We start from the raw sequence: 25,508 nt of genomic DNA, 5'->3' as shown, positions 1-25,508 counted from the left end.
AATTTAAGATGTTACATGTGTCGGATATAAAACAATTAAGATATAACACATGAAATTCATTGTTTCAAGCACGTATTTATTAAAGCAACTCCAAGTATTAGGAGGTGTTATTAATAACAGTAATACATTACCTATTTTAGACAATTTCTTATTTGAACTTAGCCAATCGAAATTAACGATTTCGGCTAGTGATTTAGAAACCACAATGTCCGCAACAATTGATGTAGAAAGTGACTCAGAAGGCAGCATCGCTTTACCTGCAAGATTACTTTTAGACACGTTAAAAACCTTTCCGGAACAACCTTTAACCTTTGTTGTTGAAGAAAACAATACGGTTGAAATTAGTTCCAACCATGGTAAATATGCTTTAGCTTATGCTGATGGAGCTGAATTCCCAAATGCAGTTTCTATTGAAGATGCGAGTACCACAACTATAATGGGAGATATCTTAGCAACTGCAATTAGCAAAACAATATTCGCTGCCGGTAATGATGATTTAAGACCTGTAATGAGTGGTGTATTCTTTCAATTTTCTCAAGATAATTTAACCTTTGTAGCTACAGATGCTCACAAATTGGTGAAATATACTAGAAACGATGTGAGTGCAACCGAAACTGCTGAATTCATTATGCCTAAGAAACCTTTAAATCTTTTAAAAGGAATATTAGCAGGAAGTGATGATGATGTTTTAGTAGAATACAACGAATCTAATGCGAAATTTACATTTGAAAACTCAGTATTGATTTGTCGCTTAATTGATGGTAAATATCCAAACTACGAAGCAGTAATTCCTAAAGAGAATCCAAATAAATTAGTAATTGATAGAACTCAGTTTTTAAACTCGGTTCGTCGTGTTAGTATTTTCTCTAACAAAACGACGCACCAAATTCGTTTAAAAATTGCTGGTGCAGAATTAAATATTTCTGCAGAAGATATTGATTATTCTAACAAAGCCGAAGAGCGTTTAACTTGTGATTATCAAGGAGACGATATGCAAATTGGTTTTAACTCACGTTTCTTAACCGAAATGATAAATAATTTAGGTTCTGATAATGTTCAATTAGAAATGAGCTTACCAAATAGAGCTGGTATCTTAACACCTATTGATGGTTTAGATGAAGGTGAGCATGTAACAATGCTTGTTATGCCAGTAATGCTGAATAGCTAACAAATTCTTGCAAATTTAATTCAATTAAAAAAGGCTCACCAAATTTAGGTGAGCCTTTTCAATTCCATATCTATATACTGAAACTAGTTCAGCAATTCCTAACTAACAAAATTAATAGACATTGGATAATTTGGTAATTCACCATTACTGGCTTTTACTGCATTTATAATTGGCATAACAAAAGCTAAAATTGCAACTAATATCAAAGTTAATATTCCCAAGCCAAACACAAATATTAACGGAATACTGATTATAGAATAGATAAGCATGCTTAATTGAAAATTCAAAATAGATTTTCCATGAGCATCCATACCGTCGACCTGTTCTTTTTGAGTTGCCCAAATAATTAAAGGAGCTAAGAGACCTCCAAAACCAGTTACGTAAGTTAGCAATTGTGATAAGTGCGTAATGACTAATAATTGATTGTCTGTGCGTTTAAGTGTGTGATAATTTGATTCCATGATTGATAATTTTACATTAATAGGACGCAAATTGATTCAGTTTGTTACAGCAAATCATTAAAAATTAACAAGAGGAACAACTTCCACCCTCTTTCTTCACACCTAATTTCACTAAAATAGTCTCTAATAAACACCATTTGGTGAATGCCGACTGAATTAAATTCACTCCAATAAATACGGTAAACCACATCCAATTTGGACTTACGTAAACAGAAAGTACAACACTTAATAATACCATTATACCCACTATAACTCTAAAATACTTGTTTAACATTTTCTCTTGTTTTTTAACCTGTTAAGCTTTGCGAATCTTAAAGGTTTTTATTATTATTTCATTTTTATAACTGTCAGGTTTTAAAAACCAAACAGGAAATGTGCCTAAATAAATCTTTCAATAGGAACTACAACCGCTTTTATTGGGTTATTAGTTTCTATGTTTGAATTAAATTCTTTTATAATATCAAATAACGCATCAATCTTTTCCTTTTCTGTAAACGAGAAAAACAAACTAGATTCATTACCTGATTTTTGTCCTGCAAACCAACTTGAAGCCATCAAAACAGATGATCCATTTTTATGACCATCAATATCTGAACTACTAAAATTTTCAATATTTGCCTTCTTGAAGAGTTTTAAAATAGCTGATTCAAATTCTTCAACTGCTGTAACTATGACTAATTTCATACTTTCTTTTTTTACAACCAGCAAGGTTTTGCCAACCTTGTAGGTTTTGATTAATTACTGCTTTTTATACCTATAAAATTTTTGAAACCTTACAGGTGAAACTAGATTTATTTATAATTCTTCTTCTCTATCATATAATAAACCAATGGCACAACTAACAACGTTAACACTGTTGAAACAATAGTCCCTCCCATTAATGAAATAGCTAAGCCTTGGAAAATTGGGTCAAACAGAATTACAAAGGCTCCAATAACAACCGTTCCTGCTGTTAATAGAATTGGTGTTGTTCTTACAGCTCCTGCTTCAATGGCAGCCTGTTTTAATGGTACACCTTCTGCTGTTCTCAGGTTTATAAAGTCTATTAGTAATACTGAGTTTCTCACCATAATCCCTGCTAAAGCAATCATTCCAATAAATGAAGTTGCAGTAAAAAATGCTCCCATAATCCAGTGTCCCAGAATAATCCCGATTAACGATAACGGAATTGCAACCATCATAACGATTGGTGCTTTGAAATTCTGAAACCATCCTACTATTAAGATATAGATTAGGATAATCGCTCCTAAAAAGGCAATACCTAAATCTCTAAAGACTTCTAATGTAATTTGCCATTCTCCATCCCATTTTACGGTATAATTGTCTTCAAAATCTGGCTGACCTAAATACATTTCGTTCATTTCGTATCCTGCTGGCAACGGAATTTCTTTTAACTTTTCTTCCATTCCCAAAATAGCATACGCCGGACTTTCTAATTCTCCAGCCATATCAGCCAATACATAGACTACACGCTTCTGATTTTTACGATAAATACTTTTTGCAGCTGTAGTTTCACTAATAGTTACCAAATCTGCAATCGGAACCATATGACCTTGTTTCGATTTTACTTTTAATTGTGAAATATCTGTAATGGTCGATTTTTCCTTTTCATCTAAAGTTAGGACTAAGCCAACTTGGTTTACAGCATCTTCATCATACAAGTTCGTGATGGCTCTATTAGATAAAGCCAAATTCATAGTATATGCTATTTGCTGTGGTGCAACACCATACAACATTGCTTTTTCTTTGTTGATTTCGAATTGATATTCCGTTTGATCATCTTCAACCATCCAATCAATATCAACCACATCAGCTGTGTTTTTCAGAATATTTTGAACGCTATTCGCTACTTTCATTTGCTCATCGTAATCTGGTCCATAAACCTCTGCAACAATAGTTGATAATACAGGTGGTCCTGGTGGCACTTCAACCAATTTCACATTAGCGTTATATTTCTGCGCAATTTTCTGAATATCTGGTCGTAATAATTTAGCAATATCATGACTCTGAGCAGAGCGTTCTCCTTTATCAATTAAATTCACTTGAATATCTGCCATATTAGAGCCTCCACGTAAATCGTAATGACGAACCAAACCATTAAATGTAATTGGTGCAGACGTCCCAACATAATTTTGATAATTCACAACCTCTGGTCGTGTAGATAAATACTGCGAAATCTCTTGAGCAACAACTCCTGTGCGTTCTAGTGTTGTACCTTCTGGCATATCAATCACCACCTGAAATTCATTCTTATTATCAAAAGGCAACATTTTTACAGCAACCGAATTGGTAAAAAACAATACCATAGTTCCCATTAATACAGCGAACGTTCCTAATAAAAAGATCCAACGTTTTGCTTTACTCTCCATTAAAGGGCGTTCAAACTTGTTGTAAATTCTATAAATACGTGTGTCTTCTAATGGCTTTTCTACTTTTTCAACTTTACCTTTTTTATCTTTTTCTCTCAAGAAAATTAATCCTAAATAAGGAGTAATTGTTAAGGCTACAAATAAAGATAATATCATGGCAATAGATGCTCCAATTGGCATTGGTGCCATATATGGTCCCATTAAGCCAGAAACAAAAGCCATTGGTAAAACCGAAGCAATGACTGTAAATGTGGCTAGAATCGTTGGGTTTCCAACTTCGTTAATGGCATATAAAGCCGCTTGCTTAAATGGTAAGCGTTTCATTTTAAAATGCCTATGCATATTTTCGGCGATAATAATGGAGTCATCGACGACAATTCCTGTTACAAAAACCAAAGCGAAAAGCGTGATTCGGTTTAACGTATAATCCATCATATAATAACTCAATAACGTTAATGCAAACGTAATAGGAACGGATAAAAACACCACTAATCCACCTCTCCATCCCATAGCTAACATTACAACAAATGTTACCGCAACGATAGAGCCTATAAGATGCCACAGTAATTCAGATACTTTATGAGATGCTGTTTCTCCGTAATTTCTAGTGATTTCAACTTTTACATCATCAGGAATTAAAGTTGCACGTAAATGATCTACTTTATCAATAATAATTTCCGAAAGTTTCATCGCATCTGCACCTTTTCGTTTAGCAACAGAAATAGTAACCGCAGGATATTCCGATTTATAATCTGATGATTTGACAGATCCTTTTCCAAAACCTAAACTCACATAATTTTGAGGTACTTCTGGTCCATCAATAATTTGCGCGACTTGCTTTAAATATATAGGTTGATTCTGTTGCACACCAACCACTAAATTTTCAACATCTGTAACCGACTCTAAAAATTTTCCAGTATTAATTAGGAATTCGGTATCATTTTTATCAAAACTTCCTGAACTCATTTGGCTGTTATTCGCCTTTATCATTTCGGAAACGGACAAGAAATCTAATCCGCTTGATGCTAATTTGTCTTTATCTAAAACCACACGTAATTGACGATTTCTTCCACCAATTTTATGAGTCATGGAAACATCATTTACTTTTTTAATTTCAGCTTCCAATTCTTGCGCCATTTGGTTTAACTGATAATCGTCGTAATTTTCACTCCACAAGGTTAAACCTAACATGGGCACATCATCAATCGCTCTTGTTTTTACCAACGGAAACGTAACACCTGCTGGCATTTGGTCCATATGCTTGTTAATTTCGTTGTATAATTTCACAAACGAGCGCTCAATATCTTCGCCCACATAAAATTGGACAATGACCATGCCTTGCTCTTTCATCGACGTAGAATACACGTATTCCACACCTTTAATATTCGAAATTAATTGCTCTAATGGCTTAATGACGCGCGACTCCACTTCTGTAGGACTTGCTCCTGGATAACCTACAAAAATGTCTGCCATTGGCACATCAATTTGCGGCTCTTCCTCACGTGGAATTAAAAATGAAGCATATACTCCAACAACCATAAACACAATCATTAACAACACGGTTAACTTAGATTGCATAAAGACTTTGGCAATTTTTCCTGCGATACCTTCTTTCATTATTTTAACTTTTTATAATTACCTCGAAAGAGATGTTTTTATTATTTTGGGCGTTACTTTTGGCTCATACCTGTCAGGTTAGATACCCAAACAAGTTGGGCACATGCCTTACAGGATCGCAAAAAGTCAGGCTATCCACTGTATCTTTTTACTTGTTCTCGATACAAATTTGCTAAGGCAAATTCACTCGAACTGACGTAAAAAGGATGTCGTTTCTATCCTTAACGCAGCTTTTTAGTTATTGAATTGTAATTTTAGCTCCATTAAAAAGCTTTCCTTCAGCGGAAACAATATATGCTTCGTCTGTATTTAAACCAGATAACACCTCCACTTGGTCTCCAAATGTTCTTCCTAGACGCAACCAACGTAATAAGGCTGTATTACTTTGACTTACCGTATACACACCAGATAACTGTCCGTTTGTAATAATAGCTTCGGTTGGAACTAAAACCATTTCCGATTTTGCTTTTCTTTCTATTGGAAACTGAACTGTAGTAAACATACCTGATAAAATATTAGCCTCTGTTTTGTCTAAAGCTATTTTAACTAAATATTGTCCACCTGTATTTTTAGCAGAAGTACTTACTTCTGTTACTTTTCCTTTTATAGTTTGGTTAATGGATTTTACTAAAACATCGACGGTTGATCCATTTTTAATTTCAGAAATTTCAGATTCAGGCACCATTGCCATGACTTCAAAAGCGCCTGGTGTTTCAATGCTTATTAATGGTGCTCCTGGATTTGCCATATTTCCTGGCTCTACATTTTTACTTGTAACAGTTCCGCTAAATGGTGCGGTAATATTACTGTATGTAAATTGTGCGTTCACTTCGTTTTTCATTTGGTTAGCCGATTCTAAACGTGCTTTTGCCATTTCAAAATTAGCCGTCATATCATCCATTTCTTTTTGAGAGGCACTTTGCTCTGCAAATAAATTTTTAAAACGATTATAATCTTTTTGCGCGTTATTAAAAGCTGCTGTTGCTTCTGTAATTCCTGCGTTGACTTGTGCACGTTTGGCTTGTAAATCGGCATTATTAATAGACACTAATAATTGTCCTTTACTGACTTTATCCCCAACATTAACGTGAACCTTGTTTACATAACCCATCATTCTAGTACTTAGATCTGCACTATTTGATGCTTGAATTTTTCCGCTTACGGATAAAAACGGACTGTTTCCATTAGCTTCCACCTGACTAGTTTTTACCGTAATTGCTGGTGTATTATCTACAGCTTCTTTTTTGTCTTCGCTTCCGCAATTCGTTAACAACAAGGCTAAAGAAAATGTTAGGATTGTATATGTTTTTTTCATTTTGATTGTTTTTATTTTAATACCTACAAGGTTTGACTTCGACTACGCTCAGCCACCAAAACCTTGCAGTAATAGTTATTCCTTGGTTAAAAATTGTAAATAAGCTTGTGCATAATTGTATTCGAAAATAGTTTGATAATATTCTAACTGCTTTTGTGCAAATTGAGTTTCAGCAATTAGTAAATCAGATGTTTTTTCTAAACCTTCTTTAAATCTATTCGTTCTAATTCTTAGAGATTCTTCGGATTGTTCTAAGGCTAAGCTGTTTAATTTTAATTTATTTTCTGCATCTATAAAAGCACGTTTAGCTTTGTTTAATTCTAAATTACTTTGCGATACATATTGTTTGTATTCTAGTTTCGATTTTTCAAATTCAGACTTACTTTTTTGTGCTTTTCCAAAACGTTTAGAGCCTTGAAAAATATCCCAACTTAATTGTGCGCCAAATAAATAACCGCTTGCATCTGCTTGAAAAATTTGGTCGTCGTACAATTCGTAACTTCCAAAAGCATTTAATCTTGGCAAGAATGCCATTTTATCAGCCTTATTCATCGCTTCATAAGCGTTAGATGCTAATTCCATAGCTTTAATATCTGAACGATTTTCAGAAATTGATTTATCTTCCATAGTAACAGATGCAACGAATAATTCATCTGTTGGAATGTAAACCACATAGGTGTCATCATTCATTAAAAACGATAAATAATTAGAGGCGTTTTGCACATTACTTCTAGCTGATTGTAATTGATTTTGAACTTCCGTAACTCTTACTTCAACATTCAGCACATCGGCACGTTGCAAATACCCTTGTTTTAAACTATTATCGGCTAATGATTTGTTAGCATTTGCAGCTTCTAGAGCTTTTTCTAAAACATCAACTGCTTTATAAGCCAATTGTAATTGCATATATGCTTTTTCAACTTCAAAGGCTAAATAATCTTGAGTTCGCTCTGTTTTTAAAGACATCGCTTCCATTTTAGATTTGGCAGCTTTTCGCTGAAACATGCCATCAACATTAATTAATGGCTGTTGAATTTCGAATTTTGTAGCGTAATTTTCAATTTGAGAAGGGTCGTTTAATAAGGCTGGATTGAAATCGTTTTGTGTTAAAATTTCCTGATTCAATTTAGAACCAAAAGCCATCAAAGGATTTGTGGTTGCCATTGCTGTATGACTTGCAGTAATATTTGGTAAAAACACAGCATTAGTTTGTCTGAAATCTGCTTTGGCTTGATTGTATTCTTCAACAGAAATTTTAATACTTGTATTGTTTTCTGATACTTTAGCTAAGACTTCAGTTTTTGTGATAGGAACTACATCTTGCGCCTTCATTGACATCGTAAAAACTAAAAGTAATAGTGGTATATAAATATGTTTTTTCATCAATTATTAATTTATAGAACAAAAGTAGCTTAATGGATTATTGAAGTATGTAACCAATGTTACTTGACGTCCGGTTCCTTTTTCAATAGGTTCTAGTTTTGGGTGAATAAAAAATGGCATAAGAATTAATAGAGCACATATAGTTATAAAACTAAAAGCAACTATTCGCTTCGTAAATTGCACTTTGATGATTTTTTTGTAAACGGCTGTAAACACTTTCCAATGAAGAAAAATATGTAATACCAGCAACCCAATCAGCACAAAACTTAAATAAAGATGAATTGTTCCCCATTGATGCCTATCTAAATTTAGAAAATAGAGTTCTACATTTTGTCCATAAATAGCCTTTCTATCTCGACCAGATATAAGTGTATACTTTATAAGAAAACCAACACCAACAATTGCAGACATACATAATGTCATGGTTGCATTTAGTATAAAATTCCAAGAGGATTTTCGCATTGCGTTGTTAGACCTTTTCACTGAAGTACTATTTTGAATTACAACTAAAAGTATTTAATAGACTGAAAAGCCACAATGATTTTGGTCAGGCTAAAGGATATAAACTTCATGTTTTCAATAAATCAGCAAGAAAAACCAACCCAAAAACTGTATTGCAATAATTAAAAAGTAAATACATAAAAAAGACACTTATAAATCTTTATAAATGCCTTTTCCCTAATCAACCAAAAACTGATAACCACATCAGTTAAACTTTAAACTCTTAACATGTCTTCAACCTCTATAAACATTACTTTAATATCTTCTATCACATAATACTCCTTTTGTTTGCTATAAGGTCAACTAAAAACAGTTTTATATTTATGGTACAAAAATAAAGCACTATCTAAAAACACTCAGTAACTATTGTTACTCAACAAAATGAATTACAATTAACTCTGCCTTTTTACATCAATATATCTGACATTTCTATCATCTATGCCTTCGGAGTGGCAAAATATCCTTAAATTTATTGACTTAATTTTTTACAAATTCTTATGAATATTACAGCTGCTTATACCGATCTCTATCAAATTACTATGGCTCAGGTTTATTTTGGCACTAAACCCAATGGACGAGCAGTATTCGATTATTATTTTCGGCATAACCCCTTTAAAGGTGGTTACTCTATTTTTACTGGTTTAGAAGACGTCTTGAATATTCTTGAAACCCTTAAGTTCTCTGAATCTGATATTTCATATTTGAAAGAGAAGGGATTTGAAAATGACTTTTTAGACTATTTAAAGAATTTTCGTTTTAAGGGAAATATTTATTCCAGTAAAGAAGGTGATGTTGTATTCCCAAACCGACCTATCTTACAAGTGGAAGCTAATATTATAGAAGCCCAGATTATTGAGACGCTTTTATTAAACATTCTCAATTTTCAAACATTAATTGCTACAAAAGCTAGCCGTATAAAATTTAGTGCTAAAGATGGCATTCTATTAGATATGGGCTTACGTCGTGCGCATGCTACAGGTGGCTATTACGCGTCTAGAGCTGCTGCTATTGGTGGTTTTGACAGTACCAGTAATGTGAAGGCTGCCGAAGATTATAATATTCCTTCTTCAGGCACCATGGCACATTCTTTTATACAAAGTTATGATGAAGAATTGCAAGCTTTTCGAGATTTTGCTAAAATGCGACCGAACAATTGTGTCCTATTAATAGATACTTATAATACGCTTAAAAGCGGACTACCAAATGCCATTACGGTAGCCAAAGAAATGGAGAAACGAGGAGAGCAATTGTTAGGAGTGCGTTTAGACAGTGGCGATTTGGCCTATTTATCTAAAAAAACACGAGCTATACTAGATGATGCTAATTTGGGTTATGTAAACATTGTGGCCTCCAACCAATTGGATGAATATGTTATAAAAAGTTTAAAAGAACAAGGAGCTCCTATTGATATTTTCGGAGTTGGAACCAACTTGGTCACAGGAAAACCAGATGCTGCATTAGATGGAGTCTATAAATTATCAGAATATAATGACACACCGAGAATCAAACTTTCTGAAAATATTATTAAAACATCCTTACCATTTAAAAAGCAAGTGTACCGCATGCTAGACGACAATGGTATGTTCTACGGAGCTGATGCTATAGCGCTTTTTTCCGAAGGTAATGTTTCGCTTATGGAACATCCTTTTGATTCAACTAAAAGTTTAGATCTAAGTTCTTTTAAACATGAACCTCTGCTTGAACAAGTGATGAAAGATGGAAAAAAAATAGTTCCATCTCGAACTGTGACGGAAATTTCGGAATATTCGCAAGCGCGTTTAAAACAACTTCCTAATGAATACAAACGTTTTCAAAATCCGCATATATACAAAATTGGTTTGAGTTCTCAGCTTAAAAATGAACGCGATACTTTAATTAAAAAACATAAATTCTAAATTAAGCTCGATTAATAAATACATTCAAAATAAAATTCTAAGTATGAAAACCCTACTGATAATTGATGTCCAGAATGATTTTATGCCAAGCGGGTCTCTTCCTGTTCCTAAAGGTGATAAAATTGTGCCTATCATCAATAACATGCAACATAAATTTGATTTGATTATTGCAACACAAGATTGGCATCCTAAAGACCATGTAAGTTTTGCTAGTAATCATGACGGGAAATCTAATTTTGATGCGATTGAAATTCATGGTCAACCACAAACCTTATGGCCAAATCATTGTGTTCAAGGCACAAAAGGTGCTGAATTTCACCCGGATTTAAATACTTTAAATTTTGAAGCTATTTTTAGAAAAGGAACAGATAAAACTATTGATAGCTACAGCGCGTTTTATGATAACGGCCATTTAAAGTCAACCGGATTAGCGAGTTATTTAAAAGAAAAAGGAACAACCGAATTATTTTTATGTGGCTTAGCCTCAGATATTTGTGTTTACTACTCAGTCATTGATGCTTTTAAAGAAGGTTTTAACTGTACTTTTATTGAAGACGCCTCACAAGCGTTAGATAACGAAGGATTTAAGAAGCTTAAAACTGAGATGATTGCTATGGGCATTAAGGTTGTAACATCGGAATCTTAAGTTTAACGAAAATTACAATATCAATTACATAAAATTAGTTAATTATAGGCTTTTAGGTTTATAGATGTCTACAACATACATCTTATGCCTAACGTCGCTTATAAACAATAGACTTTATCAATATCTTCAAACTATTGCTCATATAAATTCACAATATTTTTATGTTTTTTATCATGTTTTAAAAAAAATGAAGCCTCTATTTTTGCAAAAGACTTATGCGCTATTTTCAAAATACGTATTGAAACTTCTTAGAAATGGAACTATTAGAATCTGCTAAATTAAGCCTTAAACAAAAAGGTTATTTAGATATTAAAACACTAGATATTGATTACCTCAAAGAAATAAAACGATTAAAAAAAGAAAAAAATGCCATTCTTTTAGCGCATTATTACCAAATAGATGAAATCCAAAACATTGCAGATTTTGTTGGAGATAGTTTAGCTTTAGCACAACAAGCTGCCAAAACAAATGCCGACATGATTATATTTGCAGGTGTGCATTTTATGGCAGAAACGGCTAAAATTTTAAATCCAACGAAGAAGGTCATTTTACCAGATTTATTAGCAGGTTGTTCCTTAGCTGATTCTTGTCCGCCAGATAAGTTTTCAGAATTTAAACATCAACATCCAGACCATTTAGTGGTTACTTACATTAATTGTTCGGCTGAAATAAAAGCCTTAAGTGATTATGTTTGCACCTCTTCCAACGCTAGGAAAATCATTGATTCCATTCCAAAAGACCAACCTATCATTTTTGCACCAGACAGAAATTTGGGAGCCTACTTAAACAAAGAAACGGGTAGAAACATGTTACTTTGGGATGGTGCTTGTATTGTTCATGAAGCCTTTTCGATGGAAAAATTAATTAATCTTCATAAAGCCCATCCAGATGCAGAGTTAATTGCGCATCCAGAATCGGAAGCTCATTTACTAAAAGTCGCTAAATATATTGGTTCTACTGCAGGCTTATTGAATCATGTAAAAAACAGTTCTAAAAATAAATTTATTGTTGCTACTGAAGCTGGAATTCTATTTCAGATGCTGCAAGAGAATCCCGACAAGCACATTATTCCCGCTCCCGCAAAAGAAGACAATACTTGTGCTTGTAGCGAATGTGCCTATATGAAAATGAATACCTTAAAAAAGCTTTATTTGTGTATTAAACACGAATTACCAAATATTGAAGTTGATGCTGAACTGGCAAAAAAAGCGATTGTTCCTATAGAAAGAATGCTAGCACTTTCAAAATAAATATGTTTACATGGTAAGTGAAAAAAAAATAATACAATCAGATTTTTTAATCATTGGCTCTGGGGTTTCAGGCTTAACTTTTGCTTTAAAAATCGCAACTCAATATAAAGAATCGAAAGTTATCATTGTTACCAAAGACGAAAAAACAGAATCGAATACCAAGTACGCTCAAGGCGGCATTGCAACCGTTTATGATAAAACAGTGGATAGTTTTGAACAGCATATACAAGATACTTTAGTTGCAGGTGATGGCTTGTGTGATGAAAAAGTCGTGAGAATGGTGGTAAAACATGCACCAGAACGACTACAAGAATTAATAGATTGGGGAACAAAATTTGATAAAAATGACGATGGAGACTACGATTTAGGTCGTGAAGGTGGACATTCCCAAAACCGCATTTTACACCATACCGATGTTACCGGAGCAGAAATTGAACGGGCTTTAATTGCCCAAGTTAATGCTCTACCTAATATTGAATTTTTAGAGCATCATTATGCTATTGATTTTATTACAGAACACCAAGCTAAAAAAACAAAAACCAAACGGCACTCTAAGATATCGTGTTTTGGTGCTTATGTTTTAGATGAAAAAAAATCAGTGGTCAAAACCTTTGTAAGCAAATTTACGATGCTGGCTTCTGGTGGCAGCGGACAAGTTTACGAAACAACAACCAATCCAAAAGTAGCAACTGGTGATGGTTTAGCCATGGCCTATAGAGCCAAAGCTGAAATTGCAGATGTAGAATTTATTCAATTTCACCCGACGGCTTTATATAATCCGGGAGAATATCCTGCATTTTTAATTTCTGAAGCTGTAAGAGGTTTTGGTGCAAAATTAAGAACTATTGATGGCAAAGCTTTTATGCATCGCTATGATAAACGCGAAGAATTAGCATCGCGAGATATTGTTGCTAGAGCGATTGACAATGAATTAAAGAAAAGTGGTTCGCCACATGTTTACTTAGATTGTACCCATTTAGATTTTGAAAAATTCAAAATCCATTTCCCTAATATTACAGAGAAATGCGCTTCGCTTGGTATCGATATCAGAACAGATTTTATTCCAGTTTTACCTGCTTCTCATTATATCTGTGGTGGAGTTACTGTGAGTAAAAATGCCAGAACATCAATCAAAAATTTATACGCATGTGGTGAAGTTACCCGAACAGGATTACACGGTGGAAACCGATTAGCTTCAAATTCTTTACTAGAAGGTTTAGTCTATGCGCATTTGGCTTATTTACATGTTAACAAAAAGTTTGATAAGGTTTTGATGCCTGAAGGGATTCCAGAATGGAATGATAGTGGTGTAATTAAAAACATGGAACATATTTTAATCACACATGATAAAAATGAGGTTAAAACTATAATGAGTAATTATGTAGGGATTGTAAGGTCTAACGAGCGTTTGTTACGTGCCGAAAAACGCTTACGTGTCCTTCATAAAGATAACAAACGTCTTTATGACCATTCGGAATTATCATCTGATTTATGTGAATTACGAAACTTGATCATCACTGCTTATTTAATCACCAAATTTTCTAAAAAACGAAAGCAAAATTGTGGTGGTTTTTATAATATGGATTTGGTTTGATACTATTAGGAAAAAAAGCATTCACTTTAAAATGAATGCTTTTTACTAACCAACCAAAAAAAACTGACAACCACATCAGTTAACTTATATATTACTGCTTATAAGTTGCGTGACATTGCACACAATAATTTAATGTATTTGATAAAGCAGTAAGGGAATTATCTTTATTTCTTTTTTTGAATACTTCACTCATTTCATCTGCACTTTTATGAAATTCTAATCCCAAATGCTCGAAACCTTTATCGCCAAACGAGGCACACATTAATTTCATTTCTGTTGTAGATCCTAATTTTGTGTATGCTACTTCCGAAGCTTTATCATAATTATCTTGAGACAGTAATATTGTAATTTCTTGCACAGCTTCCAAATGACTTCTCATATTAGAAAGCTGGTGATTTTTCTGCATAGCATTTAAATTGAGCGAAACCCGACCATCATTCATCATATTGGGTTCAACAACTACAGTTTCCACCGTTTTAAGCACTTCCTTTTCAGTTTGATCTCTACATGAATTAAAACCTAAGAAACTCAAACAGATGATAAAAAGTAATATCTTTTTCATATTTCTATTTGACATTTTCTCTTGTGCCTCCATGTCCACCTGCAACAATGAACATAATTTTCACACTTAAAATTATAAACTTGAAAAATTGTAAAAATGGATTCATCATTCTAAATCTCATTCTTGGTGATATTCTTTTCATGATATTTGTTTTAACACTTAATTTATTAATTACTAAATACGAGGGCTTTGTACTACTTTATTCTGGAATCAACCACCAAAACGGTCTCATTTTAGCTTTATAAATAAAAGCGTAGTGTAACATTAACTTAAGCCAATGACCCGCCAAACCAATAGCTCCAAATGTTTTTCCTAAATGTCTTCCATGGGAATCTGGATATTTCTTAAAATCTGGTACAATGGGATATGTCGTTATACTGACTCCACTGCCTTTCCAAAAACCAAATCCGGCTGAAGCAATACAAGCAGCTCCCATGTTTCCTAAAGAGCCTTTATGATAAGATGATTCTTTACCATTTTTTATAGTATCAATTATATTATCAGCCACTAATTTTGCTGTAATACCAGATGGCATTCCTGTTCTTGGCGGCGCAGGTGAAATATCTGTTCCGTTTTTACTTTTTCTTGGTTTAGAAATAGCGTGTGGCGGAGCAAATGCGATACCTGGTGCAAATATGTTTTTATAACTAGGATTCTGATAGGTTTCTGGCCAGTCTTGAACTGTCCACTCTTCATAAGGTTTTGATGTATAATCAGCATCCACAATCATGAAACCTTTAAATAGTTTTTCAGTAATATCATTTTCGTTTTTGTCATAAGCTTTAAAACCATGTCCTGAAAACGCTGGAATTAACATCGCAAAATCATAAGATTCAGTTTTATAATCCCCTTCAAGAGTTTCGTAATGCGCTATGCCATCTTCAATTTTATTAACGCCAGCTCCAATAATCCATTTAATGCCTCGGTCTTCAAAAATCATTTCGACCAATTCACTAGATTTCATAATCATATCGTTGTAACTCATCAAAACACCATCCATTCCAAAATCACCTAACTCATTTTCATTAGCAATCCAAGTAATTTCGGCCATGTCTCTGACCTTATGTTTTTGAAGTTCTTCTTCAACATTTAAAATATATTCAAAAGCTGCACCTTGACAAGTTGATTTGGCATGACCTGTACCAATTAAAATTTTCGCTTTTTTACCTTTTTTCATGTCCTCAATTAAAGCACTCAATCCTTCCCAAGCATGATCTGCATGTGTATACGTACAAACAGAATAGGTTTTGTTTTCGCCAGGAATTAAACCTTCGGTAGCTTCAAAATTCAATTTTGGTCCTGTGGCATTAATTAAGTAATCGTAAGTGACTTTTTCCTGCTTTCCTTTGTTATCGCCTACAACATATTCTGATAAGACATAAGGTTTTTGTACAGTACTATCGCCTTCAGGGTGAAACGATACAGCTTTGGCTTGCTTAAAACCAATTCCTTTCTTTTTGTACAAAGGGGCTAATGGGAATAAGATTTTTTCTGATTTCATTCTACCAATTCCGACCCAAATATTTGATGGAATCCATTGGTAATTACTGTTAGGTGACACAACAACCACATCGTGTTCTTTAGACAATTTTCTTCGTAAATGCGCTGCTGCAACATGACCAGAAATACCTGCTCCTAAAATGACAATTTTAGACATTACTTATGTTTTGTTATAGTAAATTTAGTTTAAGAAAATAGGCTATAAAATGATGTACATCAGTACGAATAAAAAAGTACTATAAAGCCTAGATTACACAACAAAGGTTGTCATTTAGATTAAACTAAACCGTAACTATTGTTACACAAACCTTTTAATTGATTTTCTTATAACTCCACACTGCTAAACCATTCATAACAAAAGCATAAAGTGCCGTTTTTAAAAGCTGAGGAAGTATATCGTTGAAACCAGAACCTTTTAGCATTACCATCCGCATCACTTCTACAAAATACTTTACTGGATTGAATTCTGTAACAATTTGAGCCCATTTTGGCATGCTTTCTATTGGTGTGAATAAGCCACTCATTAAAATAAAAATAACGACAAAAAACCATGAAATAAACATAGCTTGTTGTTGTGTATCTGTAAAGTTGGATATGAATAAACCAATACCCAAAACCACCAAAATATAAATAGATGTATAAAAATACATAAGCGCCAAACTCCCAACCATTGGCACATTGAATATGACTTTTGCTAAAATTAAACCAACGGTTAATAAACCCATTCCAATAACCCAAAATGGAAAAAGTTTTCCAATAATAAATTGACTTTTTTTAATTGGCGTGACGTTGATTTGCTCTAAAGTACCTATTTCTTTTTCACGTACGATATTCATTCCTGACAGGAATAATGTTATCATAGTTACTAATAAGACCAATATTCCCGGAACCATAAAGGTTTTATAATTTAAGGTTTCGTTATACCAGAAAAGTGGAATTGTTTCAATTGTGATAGGTTGAATTTGTTTATCGGAAACTTGTAATAAATCGATTTTTAAATTTTGATTAAAACGTTGGATGATTTGAGTTACATATACATTTTCAACTCCTGCCGCTGCTCCATCAATAGCATTAATCGTAACTCCTAAACTATTGTATTTTTCCTTTTGTAAATCGCGTTCAAAATAGTGAGGAATTTCTAATATGACATCAATATTTCCTTTTAACATTTCGGAACTAGCTAATGCTTCCGAAGGGAAATCCGTTAATACATTAAAATAGGTTGAAGCATTAAATTTTTCAACTAATGCTCGTGACGTTGACGTATGATCATTATCAATATAACCGAATTTAATGTTCTTGACTTCGAAAGTGGCTGCATTAGATAAAATAACGAGTTGCAATATTGGTAAAACAAAAATTATAGGAAGCATCCCTTTATTTCTAAAGATTTGTTTAAACTCTTTTTGTATGATGTATAGAATTGTTTTCATATTACTTCCTGCGTAGGCAGGAATCTGTTTTATTAAATTGCTTAGCTCAATTTTTTTTAATATTTTATTCTTTGTCTATCCATTACTTATTGAAAGATTAAATGCTTTCTCACTCCAATCTAATTTTATATTTCTTCACACTTAGACCAATAAAGAAGATGGTCATTCCTATTAAAATCAAGGTCTCTTTCCATAGATATTGTAATCCTACACCTTTGAGCATAATACCTTTAATGATAATAATAAACCATTTGGCAGGAATGATATTACTTATCATTTGCAATGGTAAAGGCATACTTGAAATTGGAAAAATAAAACCTGATAGTAAAATCACAGGAAGCATTAAACCCATTAACGAAATCATCATCGCTGTTTGTTGCGTTGCTGAAATCGTTGAAATTAAAATACCTAAAGCCAAGGATGTAATTATGAATAAAACACTTTCAAATCCCAATAAAAAGAGACTCCCTTGAACGGGCATTTTAAAAATAAAAATGCTTAACAAGACAATAACTACAGCATTAATTATAGACAGAAAAATATACGGAAACACTTTACCGACTATAACTTGAATTGGTTTAATTGGCGACACCAAAAGGATTTCCATAGTTCCCAATTCTTTTTCTCTAGTTATAGAGATAGAGGTCATCATTGCTGAAACCAACATTAAAATAATCGTCATCACTCCAGGAACAAACATGTATACGCTTTTTAATTCTGGATTGTAAACCATCCGTGTTTGTGGTATAATTTGATAAGCAATCGTGATGTCTTTATTCAATTCTTTTTGATATTGCTGAAGAATTGCATTCACATAATTACTTATAGTATTTGCAGTATTTGGGTCTGTAGCATCAGTAATAATTTGAATCGTTGCTTTATTGTCCTTAATTAAGTTTTTACTAAAATCTTTTTCGAAATTTAAAACGGCTTTTACATGTCCTTTTTGAAAAACCGCAGCAATATCTGCTTCACGGGTTATCATTTGTTTTATGCTGAAATATTTAGAAGCTGAAATTTTATTAATAATTTCTTCGGTTGTAGTATCTTTTGAATGGTCTAAAATGGCAATATCGACATTATTAATTTCGTTGGTAATGGCGAAACCGAAGAGCATTATTTGAGCAATAGGCATACCGAAAAGGATAAACAATGAGCGTCTATCTCTGAAAATATGGTAGAATTCTTTTTTTATAAAGCCTATGAATCTTTTCATCCTATATTCCTGCGAAAGCAGGAATCTTTTAATTGTTAATACTTGTTATCTCTGGTAGATTATCGTTATTTGTTTCCCGCATATTACGCAGATACTCGCAGATTCTTTAAATTCTTTAAAATGAGGCTGCGACTGAAAACTCTTTTTCATCCTCTAGCCAATTTTAAAAATACATCATTCATATTATCGACTTTAAACTGTTCTTTCAGTTTCTTTGGTGTGTCTAAAGCTTCAATTTTTCCGTTGACCATGATGGAAACCCTATCGCAATATTCGGCTTCATCCATATAATGTGTAGTTACAAATACCGTTGTTCCATTATGTGAAGCTTTATAAATCATTTCCCAAAACTGACGTCTGGTTATGGGATCTACGCCTCCTGTTGGCTCATCTAAAAACACAATTTTTGGGTCGTGAAGCAAAGCAACTGAAAAGGATAACTTTTGTTTCCAACCTAATGGCAATGCTCCCACTAACTTGTTTGCAACTTCCTCTAAGCCTAATTCTTCTATTAAAACTGTAGATTTTTCTTTGATTCGTATTCTAGACAACCCATAAATACCACCAAAAAATGTAATATTTTCTTTAACGGTTAAATCGTCATACAGCGCAAATTTCTGACTCATATAACCAATGTTTTTTTTAATGTCTTCTGCATGAGTAAAAACATCAAAACCGGCAACATTTGCTTTTCCTGAAGTTGGATTAGAAATACCAATGAGCATCTTCATCGCTGTGGTTTTCCCTGCTCCATTAGCACCTAAGAATCCAAAAATTTCGCCTTTTTCAACGTGAAATGTAATCGCATTTACAGCTGCAAAATCTCCGAACATTTTGGTTAATTGATCTACTTGTATGACGTTGTTGTTTTCCATTTTTAGTTCCCAAAAAAGTGGGAATCTTTTTGTTTTTATACTTATAAGGTTTTGACTTTTACTTCGCTAATTCCATAAACGTATCTTCAATGGTTGCTACTGTTTTATCAATATGAATGTTTGATAAATTTTTAACTTCTAAATACACTTTTAAATCTTCGGGATTAAAATCTGGTCTACTATCTGTGTAATGTACAGACTCTCCAAAAGGATAAACACTATGGTTATATTCATAGGCATTTAAAGCGTTAATGAGTTGATACATATTATGCGCTCTGACATTATAAATCTGTTTTGGGTAATGTTTTACAATCGCTTCTGGTGTATCAATTTCTAGGATTTTACCATCTTGAATTAATGCAATTCTATCACACAAAGCAGCTTCGTCCATATAAGGGGTTGACACCAAAATAGTAATGTTTTTTTGTTGTAAGCGTTTAAGCATTTCCCAGAATTCTTTTCGTGATACTGGGTCAACTCCTGTAGTTGGCTCATCTAAAAACAAGACTTTAGGTTTGTGGATTAAGGCGCAACACAAAGCGAGTTTTTGCTTCATTCCACCAGATAATTTTCCTGCTCTTCTATCTTTAAAAGGTTCTATTTGAACATAAATATCTTTTATTAAATCGTAGTTTTCTTCAATAGTCGTTCCGAATATGGTGGCAAAAAAGTCTAGATTTTCTTCAACAGTTAAATCTTGGTAGAGTGAAAATTTCCCAGGCATATAACCCACACTATCTCTAATCTTTTTATAATCACTAACGACATCAAATCCAGTAACCGTAGCAGTTCCTTCATCTGGAAACAATAAAGTTGTTAATACTCGAAACAAGGTTGTTTTACCTGCACCGTCAGGTCCAATAAGTCCAAAAAGCTCATTCGATTTTACGTCAAAAGAAATGTCTTGTAAGGCTTTTACTTTTCTGTAAGATTTACTAACGTGGCTAACGGAAATACTCATTACACTTTAGTTTTCAACTACGATTTTAGTTTCCATTGTTATTTTTGACGTAATGGAATTTGAAATTAAACAGGCTTTTTCTGCCTTTTCAATAATCCGTTCTGTACGTTCTCTTTTGGATTCATCTGTAATTACAACTTCAGGAAACAACAACACTTCACTCATTACGAACTTCCCATCTACTTTTTCTAGTATGCCCTTAGAACCACATTTAAAACTTACGAATTCTAATTTTGAATATTCAGCAATCGCTAAAAATGTTGTCATTAAGCAACTACTTACAGCTGCTGTAAATAAATGTTCTGGTGTCCAAATATTTGGCATTCCACCTAGAAATTCTGGTGGTGTTGCCACTTCTACACAATTTGATTCTTGCGTTTCATTATTTTTCAATTCTGGTGAACACATGGTTCCTTTTCTATCTTGTGTCCAATTAATATCTACGTTGTAATTATGCTTATCCATAATATTTTGTTTTTAGTTATTTACTTCTGAATGATTTAACCAGAGTTCTGCTGGCATGCCTATTTTTAGACTTCCATCATTAGAAACATTTATTTTTACCGCATAAACTAATGCTACTCGTTCATCTTTTGTTTGAATTATTTTTGGTGTAAATTCTGCTTCAGAAGAAATCCAACTGACCTTACCTTTATAAGATTTCATAGCGTCTACATTATCTATTTTAACGGTTACTTCTTGTCCAATTTTAATAGTTGCTAACTGTGTTTCGCTGATGTATACTCGCAATTGCATAGTATGTAAATCGGCAATTTTATAAAGTGGTTTTCCAAAAGCTGTTATTTCGTTAGGTTCTGCGTATTTGGTTAAAACGGTTCCGTTTGATGGATTTATAATTTTACTTTTTTCAATTTGATCATCAATTTGTTTAAGCTGCACATCTATTGATTTTAATTCATTTACGACTGGTGCATTTTGAATTTCAACACTTCTAATTTGATTTCTAATCACATCTATTTCGCCAGAAACATCATCTAACTGTTTTTGTGTTCCTGCATTATCTTTTATCAGGTTTTCAACTCGAGATTTATTGGTGTTTGCTGTTTTTAATCTGGAATTCAGTACACTAATTTGAGAGAGAACTCCTTTTGATTTTGAACCAATTACAGCTTTAGTCACTTCTAATTGTTCGCGTTTTAATGACAAAGGAATTGTGTCTATATAACCAATAAATTGATTTTCCTTTAGCACATCTCCTTCCTCAAGATTAAACTGCATTAGTTTTCCATTGTTTTCTGCTGAAATGGTAATTTCGGTGGCTTCGAAGTTTCCGTAGCCATTTGCTTTTCCGTTATCATTTCCACAAGAAAATAGACTTGTTACAATAATTGTTGTTGCTAATATGTGTTTAAAGTATTTCATTTCTCTCTTATTTTCTCCCGCAAATTCCACAAATGTTCGCAGATTTTATTGTCCTTTTATGATGTTGTAATTCGCTTTTGCGAGTTGTAACTGAATTTTATGTTTTACTAATGTATTTTCGTCTTCGTACAAATTAGTGAGTTCTGTAATATATGCTGATGATGTTATTACACCATTTTTAAGTTGTGAATCTGCAGATTTAAGCACCTCTTTTCTAAGGCTGATAATTTCTAAGTCTGAATTAATATAACTTTCAATTTTACTGATTTCCTTTTGTTGTTGGTTCAATTCAATATTAGTATTTAGCTCAAAAATTTCGGTTTCATTATCTACAATATCTTTATTGATAGCTAATGATTGTCGTTTCTTTTTGTTAGAATTCCAGTCGAATACATTCCAATTCAATTTAATCCCAACGGTATAAAATGTTTGAAACGAATTGTCTAACATATTCAATCCAGGATTTCCATAACCACCAGTTGCAAAACCAAGTAGTTTAGGTGAATTTTGTTTAGCTATTAAGCTCTCTGAACTTTCTATTTCATCTTTTTTGAATTGGAACAACTCTAATTCTGGTCTTTTTAATTCTGATTTTAATTGTGTTTCTACAAGTGGGTTTTCAAATTTTGTCTCAATAGTTATGGGTAGACTAATTAGACTTGAAAGCGTTTCAATTAAAGCTATTTTATTGCTTTCTAATTCTTGTGATTGTTGACTTATTTTCAATAATTCGGCTTCCAAGACTTTATCTGAAGACGGTAAAACGACTCCATATTTAATTCCTGATTGCACTTCCTTTAACTTGGCTTCTAGCTGCTCTTTTTTTGCTGTTAATAACAACTCAGATTCTTGAGCTAATAAAACCGAAAAGTACAATTGATTAGTACGCTGTTTTAATTGGTATAAATTGACTTCAACTTGTTTCTGTTTTGTTTTTAGCTGTGCAGATTTCAAGTTTAGTGAAGCATCTGTTAGCCCTCCATTATAAATTAGTTGATTTACTGAAAGTATCGCACGATATTGGTCTTTGTTTAAGGGTTCAATACCAGACAGGGCAAGCGGAAATTCAATGACATCGGATTGATAGGTTGCTTGAGCATCAAAATTTAATTGTGGCAATTTGGAAGTTAAGAGCACTTCTGCATCCAATTTATTCTGTGCTTCAAAAAGTTGTGACTGCTTTGCCAAAGGATAATTTTCTGTTACCAACTGGTAACATTTTTCTAAAGTGATACTTTGTTGCGCTACAATTGGTAATGTTATTAGAAAAATTAAAATGAGCATTAATTGTTTCATTTTATGTGTTTTTTATCGAATTAATTATAAAATCGGAAACTTCAGTTTTACGGTCTTCAATTAATTGTTTGTACGCTTTATCATCTGTATTTGTAAATGCCATGATTAATGGTTTTGCTACAAATGGAAAAATATTTAAAGCCATAATATTCATGAATAATTGCTCTGCACTAATCGGTTTTATTGTTCCATTTTCAACTTCATCGTTTACTTGTTTACTAAATTTTTCAAGATTAGGAAAACCTGGATTACTTTTCATTTTTAGAATAAACTCTGGATTTCTATTGAGTTCTTGAATGATAAAATTTGGTAAATACGGATGCTTAACAATGAAAGAGATATAGTTGAAGGTGAAATTTTTCACTTTCTCTTCAATGGATGAATTATCATTTAAAACCGCATTTAACTGAGGTGCTAATAATGAAAATGCGTTTTTAAAAACGGCTTCAAACAATAGCTGTTTGCTTCTGTAGTAATAATGAAGCATCGCTTTATTTATACCTGCTTTATCTGCGATTTCTTGCATTCTTGCACCATCCATCCCTTTAGATTGAAATACATTTTTAGCTGCATCTAATATTTGTTCTTCTGTGTTTTCGTCTTTCTTTTTTACCATTTTTAACCGTATAGTTTAACCAACTGGTTAACAAATTTACAAAAAATAATCAAACACAATACTGTTTGATTATTTTTTAACTATCTGTTTAGTTTCTTTTGAATTATTTTAGCTAATACGAGTCCAAAAACTCCACCTAAAGCAGACACGAATAGATTAATTATTAAACGAAATCCATAAAAATCACCGTCATTCATAATAGACCAAGGGTCAAAGCCTAGTCGACCAAAAGTCTTAATTAATAAGATACTTCCAAAAACACCAATCAAAGTATTCCCTTTAAAACCAAAAGTGTATTGTTTATATAACCTACCAAATAGATTGGCAGAAATTATTCCAATTACAATACTAATTAATGAAATTAATGTACCTGTCATGATTGTATAAACATTCTAATGGCCATAATCCATGTTATCAATTTTCCCGCTCAACAATCTTTTTTGAATAATGAAATAAACAACAATTAAGGCAAACCCAATAATTCCCCATGTTAACGCAACAGATAAACCATATTCTGCTGCAGACGTATTATAAATAGTTAAATGCTCATGCTTATCATTTATTGAAGGTAATATTACTGGAAATAAAGATGCTAGTGAGGATGTAATTCCACCTAAAATAAGCAAGCTTGACAACACAAAAGCATGACTATCTTTTTTGATTTTCTTAATAAAAAACAACCCAATTAATCCTGTTAAATAAATAATAGGAAAGATCAATAAATAAGGCTTATGAATAAAATTATCTAATGAATTTGGATTGACGTATTGCCATACAATTAAAGAGAAAATTGTAAGGATTGCCAAAGCAATATTTAATTTAAAAATAACGCCCTTTAGCTTGTTATTTATTGTTGAATTGGTTTTTAAAATAATCCAATTGGCACCATGAATTGCTAAAGTAACCACTGCTATTAAGCCTATTATTATAGTAAACCAATCAATAACTCCAGGATGATCTGTTAATGGACTAAAGCTACTATCCCATAACGGTAAGAAAAAATAATGACCTTCATGAGCAGAAACTCCGTTTTCAACACTTCCTAAATTTACACCTCTAACAATATTACCTAAAGCTATTCCAAAAAATAACGCTAACAACAAACTAGAAACACCAAAAGATTTATCCCAAATATCTTTCCACATTTGATATTTGAATTGCCCTCTAAATTCTAATCCGATGGCTCTAAAAATAATTAACCACAACACAATTATTAATGGTAAATAAAATCCACTAAAAACTGAGGCATAAAATGTTGGAAACGCCATAAAGAGCATCCCTCCTGCTGCGACTAACCAAACTTCATTTGAATCCCAAAACAAGCCTGCCGATTTAGTAATGACTTCTTTGTCCTTTTCTTCCTTCGCAAAAAACAAATGAATGATTCCTGCTCCAAAATCGTAACCGTCTAAAATAAAAAACACTGTTAGAACAATTCCTATTGCTATGTACCAAAATATTTCCATA

The 25,508-nt window shown here is 32.8% G+C and carries 24 protein-coding genes; 5 read left to right on the top strand and 19 right to left on the bottom strand.

The window, feature by feature from the left end:
• The first annotated feature begins 49 nt into the window (after positions 1–49).
• On the top strand, positions 50–1,168 hold the full coding sequence (dnaN, locus tag HM992_RS10660) for a DNA polymerase III subunit beta (protein WP_178984971.1): 1,119 nt from the start codon (positions 50–52) through the stop codon (positions 1,166–1,168).
• A gap of 98 nt (positions 1,169–1,266) precedes the next feature.
• Here the strand turns inward: dnaN and HM992_RS10655 are convergent, their stop codons facing one another.
• From HM992_RS10655 to HM992_RS10625, 7 genes are all read right to left on the bottom strand, one after another.
• Positions 1,267–1,629, bottom strand: coding sequence for a DUF4870 domain-containing protein (locus HM992_RS10655; RefSeq protein WP_179319646.1), 363 nt, complete (start codon positions 1,627–1,629; stop codon positions 1,267–1,269).
• A 64-nt stretch (positions 1,630–1,693) separates the two neighbouring features.
• The gene (locus HM992_RS10650; protein ID WP_178984969.1) at positions 1,694–1,903 is read right to left on the bottom strand and encodes a YgaP family membrane protein; all 210 of its coding nucleotides are present in this window, start codon (positions 1,901–1,903) and stop codon (positions 1,694–1,696) included.
• 104 nt (positions 1,904–2,007) lie between these two features.
• Positions 2,008–2,313, bottom strand: coding sequence for a hypothetical protein (locus tag HM992_RS10645; RefSeq protein ID WP_178984968.1), 306 nt, complete (start codon positions 2,311–2,313; stop codon positions 2,008–2,010).
• Between the two features lie 107 nt (positions 2,314–2,420).
• The gene (locus tag HM992_RS10640; protein WP_179319645.1) at positions 2,421–5,615 is read right to left on the bottom strand and encodes an efflux RND transporter permease subunit; all 3,195 of its coding nucleotides are present in this window, start codon (positions 5,613–5,615) and stop codon (positions 2,421–2,423) included.
• Between the two features lie 238 nt (positions 5,616–5,853).
• On the bottom strand, positions 5,854–6,930 hold the full coding sequence (locus tag HM992_RS10635) for an efflux RND transporter periplasmic adaptor subunit (RefSeq protein WP_179319644.1): 1,077 nt from the start codon (positions 6,928–6,930) through the stop codon (positions 5,854–5,856).
• A 75-nt stretch (positions 6,931–7,005) separates the two neighbouring features.
• On the bottom strand, positions 7,006–8,313 hold the full coding sequence (locus tag HM992_RS10630) for a TolC family protein (protein WP_179319643.1): 1,308 nt from the start codon (positions 8,311–8,313) through the stop codon (positions 7,006–7,008).
• A 6-nt stretch (positions 8,314–8,319) separates the two neighbouring features.
• Positions 8,320–8,775: a DUF4405 domain-containing protein gene (locus tag HM992_RS10625; protein ID WP_179319642.1), complete on the bottom strand. Its 456-nt coding sequence runs from the start codon at positions 8,773–8,775 to the stop codon at positions 8,320–8,322.
• Positions 8,776–9,311: 536 nt separating this feature from the next.
• Between HM992_RS10625 and HM992_RS10620 the strand changes: the two genes are divergently transcribed.
• From HM992_RS10620 to nadB, 4 genes are all read left to right on the top strand, one after another.
• Positions 9,312–10,709: a nicotinate phosphoribosyltransferase gene (locus HM992_RS10620; RefSeq protein ID WP_179319641.1), complete on the top strand. Its 1,398-nt coding sequence runs from the start codon at positions 9,312–9,314 to the stop codon at positions 10,707–10,709.
• 43 nt (positions 10,710–10,752) lie between these two features.
• Complete coding sequence (pncA, locus tag HM992_RS10615; protein WP_179319640.1) at positions 10,753–11,355, top strand: bifunctional nicotinamidase/pyrazinamidase; 603 nt, start codon at positions 10,753–10,755, stop codon at positions 11,353–11,355.
• A gap of 254 nt (positions 11,356–11,609) precedes the next feature.
• Positions 11,610–12,605 (top strand): quinolinate synthase NadA, encoded by a 996-nt coding sequence (nadA, locus tag HM992_RS10610; protein ID WP_179319639.1) that lies wholly within the window; start codon positions 11,610–11,612, stop codon positions 12,603–12,605.
• Positions 12,606–12,615: 10 nt separating this feature from the next.
• Positions 12,616–14,199, top strand: a complete 1,584-nt coding sequence (gene nadB, locus HM992_RS10605) for an L-aspartate oxidase (RefSeq protein WP_195806615.1) — start codon at positions 12,616–12,618, stop codon at positions 14,197–14,199.
• Positions 14,200–14,290: 91 nt separating this feature from the next.
• Here nadB and HM992_RS10600 read toward each other — a convergent pair whose 3' ends face one another.
• From HM992_RS10600 to cydB, 12 genes are all read right to left on the bottom strand, one after another.
• The gene (locus tag HM992_RS10600) at positions 14,291–14,761 is read right to left on the bottom strand and encodes a cytochrome C (protein ID WP_179319638.1); all 471 of its coding nucleotides are present in this window, start codon (positions 14,759–14,761) and stop codon (positions 14,291–14,293) included.
• A gap of 199 nt (positions 14,762–14,960) precedes the next feature.
• A complete protein-coding gene (locus HM992_RS10595; protein ID WP_179319637.1) occupies positions 14,961–16,418 on the bottom strand; it encodes an NAD(P)/FAD-dependent oxidoreductase in 1,458 nt (485 codons plus the stop codon).
• 154 nt (positions 16,419–16,572) lie between these two features.
• A complete protein-coding gene (locus HM992_RS10590) occupies positions 16,573–17,694 on the bottom strand; it encodes an ABC transporter permease (protein WP_179319636.1) in 1,122 nt (373 codons plus the stop codon).
• A gap of 109 nt (positions 17,695–17,803) precedes the next feature.
• Positions 17,804–18,910 (bottom strand): ABC transporter permease, encoded by a 1,107-nt coding sequence (locus HM992_RS10585; protein WP_179319635.1) that lies wholly within the window; start codon positions 18,908–18,910, stop codon positions 17,804–17,806.
• Positions 18,911–19,056: 146 nt separating this feature from the next.
• The gene (locus HM992_RS10580; protein WP_179319634.1) at positions 19,057–19,785 is read right to left on the bottom strand and encodes an ABC transporter ATP-binding protein; all 729 of its coding nucleotides are present in this window, start codon (positions 19,783–19,785) and stop codon (positions 19,057–19,059) included.
• 58 nt (positions 19,786–19,843) lie between these two features.
• Positions 19,844–20,746 carry an ABC transporter ATP-binding protein gene (locus tag HM992_RS10575; protein ID WP_179319633.1) on the bottom strand — a complete coding sequence of 301 codons (903 nt, stop codon included), beginning with the start codon at positions 20,744–20,746 and terminating at the stop codon, positions 19,844–19,846.
• A 6-nt stretch (positions 20,747–20,752) separates the two neighbouring features.
• Positions 20,753–21,211 (bottom strand): OsmC family protein, encoded by a 459-nt coding sequence (locus tag HM992_RS10570; protein ID WP_179319632.1) that lies wholly within the window; start codon positions 21,209–21,211, stop codon positions 20,753–20,755.
• Positions 21,212–21,223: 12 nt separating this feature from the next.
• A complete protein-coding gene (locus tag HM992_RS10565) occupies positions 21,224–22,129 on the bottom strand; it encodes an HlyD family secretion protein (RefSeq protein ID WP_179319631.1) in 906 nt (301 codons plus the stop codon).
• A gap of 45 nt (positions 22,130–22,174) precedes the next feature.
• Complete coding sequence (locus HM992_RS10560; protein ID WP_179319630.1) at positions 22,175–23,425, bottom strand: TolC family protein; 1,251 nt, start codon at positions 23,423–23,425, stop codon at positions 22,175–22,177.
• Position 23,426: 1 nt separating this feature from the next.
• On the bottom strand, positions 23,427–24,041 hold the full coding sequence (locus HM992_RS10555; RefSeq protein WP_179319629.1) for a TetR/AcrR family transcriptional regulator: 615 nt from the start codon (positions 24,039–24,041) through the stop codon (positions 23,427–23,429).
• Positions 24,042–24,121: 80 nt separating this feature from the next.
• Entirely contained in the window at positions 24,122–24,418 is a 297-nt protein-coding gene (locus HM992_RS10550; RefSeq protein WP_179319628.1) for a hypothetical protein, read from the bottom strand.
• A 15-nt stretch (positions 24,419–24,433) separates the two neighbouring features.
• Positions 24,434–25,507, bottom strand: coding sequence for a cytochrome d ubiquinol oxidase subunit II (cydB, locus tag HM992_RS10545; RefSeq protein WP_178984949.1), 1,074 nt, complete (start codon positions 25,505–25,507; stop codon positions 24,434–24,436).
• Between the last annotated feature and the right edge of the window lies 1 nt (position 25,508).

The organism is Winogradskyella helgolandensis, assembly GCF_013404085.1.
Lineage (GTDB): Bacteria > Bacteroidota > Bacteroidia > Flavobacteriales > Flavobacteriaceae > Winogradskyella > Winogradskyella helgolandensis.
Note: the sequence above shows the minus strand (reverse complement) of the source record. Positions and strands in the feature narration are given on the sequence as shown.